Here is a 1,186-nt window from a genome sequence, read left to right on the forward strand (position 1 = left end):
CCGAAACGCTAAAACACATCACGGTCCCCGGGCTCCGCCCGGCCGCTCCGCGCCTCCCCACAAGCTTTCGTGGATCACCACGGGAGATCGAGATCGCATGCCTGCGCTGACCCCCTCCGGCCCTCCGGGCCACCTCCCCCAGAGGGGGAGGATCTAGAGGCGCCAAGATGCTCCCCCTCTGGGGGAGCTGTCGCGGAGCGACTGAGGGGGCCCGCGCAGCGGGTCTCCACCCGCCCTTAACCCGCGCTCCCTAAACTCACGCGCCATGACCAAGACCCGCGACGCCGTCACCGCCGAACAGCTGGCCACCTTGAGCCACGAGTTCCGCACGCCCCTGAACGGGGTGCTGGGCATGGCGCGTCTGCTGGAAAACACCAAGCTCACCGCCGAGCAGCGCTCCTATGTTTCCGCCCTGCGCGAGAGCGGCGACCACCTGCTGAGCCTGGTCAACGACGTGCTCGACTTCGCGCGCCTGGGCGCCACGGCGCTGGAGCTGCACCTGGCCCCCGTGCACATTGAGGACCTGCTGCGCCAGGTGGCCGAGCTGATGAGCCCGCGCGCCCACGAGAAGAAGATCGAGATCGGCTGGGCGGTCGAGCGCGGCCTGCCGCCGCTGCTGGCCGACGAGGGCCGCCTGCGCCAGGTGCTGCTGAACTTCGCCGGCAACGCCGTGAAGTTCACCGAAAAGGGCGGCGTGCTGATCACCGCCCGCGACGTCGGCGAGGGCCGCGTGCGCTTCTCGGTGGCCGACACCGGGCCGGGCGTCGCGCCCGAGCAGCGCGAGAGCATCTTCGAGGCCTTCGTCCAGACCGATCCCTCGCACCAGGCCCAGCTGGGCGGCGCGGGCCTGGGCCTGGCCATCGTCGCCCGCCTGGCCGCCGCCATGGACGGCGCAGCCGGCGTCGGCGAGGCCTCCATCAAGGAAGGGGGCGGCGGCGCCGACTTCTGGTTCGAGGCCCCCTTCGCCCGACATGACAAGACGCCCCCCGCCCCGCCGCTGGAAGGCCGGTTCGTCGCCGTCGTGTCGCCCAACCCGGTGGTCCGCGAGGCCGTCGGGGCCCAGGCCATCGCGTCGGGCGCCTGGGTCAGGAACCTGGCCGGCCTCGACAAGGTCGAGACCCTGCCCGCCGCCACCGTGCTGCTGGTCGACGCCGCCCTGGCCGCGCCGGACCGCCCGCTGGCCGCG

1 protein-coding gene is annotated in these 1,186 nt (G+C 72.7%); it reads left to right on the plus strand.

Features of this window, described 5'->3' with window-relative positions:
* Nucleotides 1-265: 265 nt before the first annotated feature.
* The coding region (locus DMC18_RS25170) for a HAMP domain-containing sensor histidine kinase (RefSeq protein ID WP_233248305.1) at nucleotides 266-1,186 on the plus strand (921 nt) is incomplete at its 3' end.

Source organism: Caulobacter sp. D5 (genome assembly GCF_003185805.1).
Classification (GTDB): domain Bacteria; phylum Pseudomonadota; class Alphaproteobacteria; order Caulobacterales; family Caulobacteraceae; genus Caulobacter.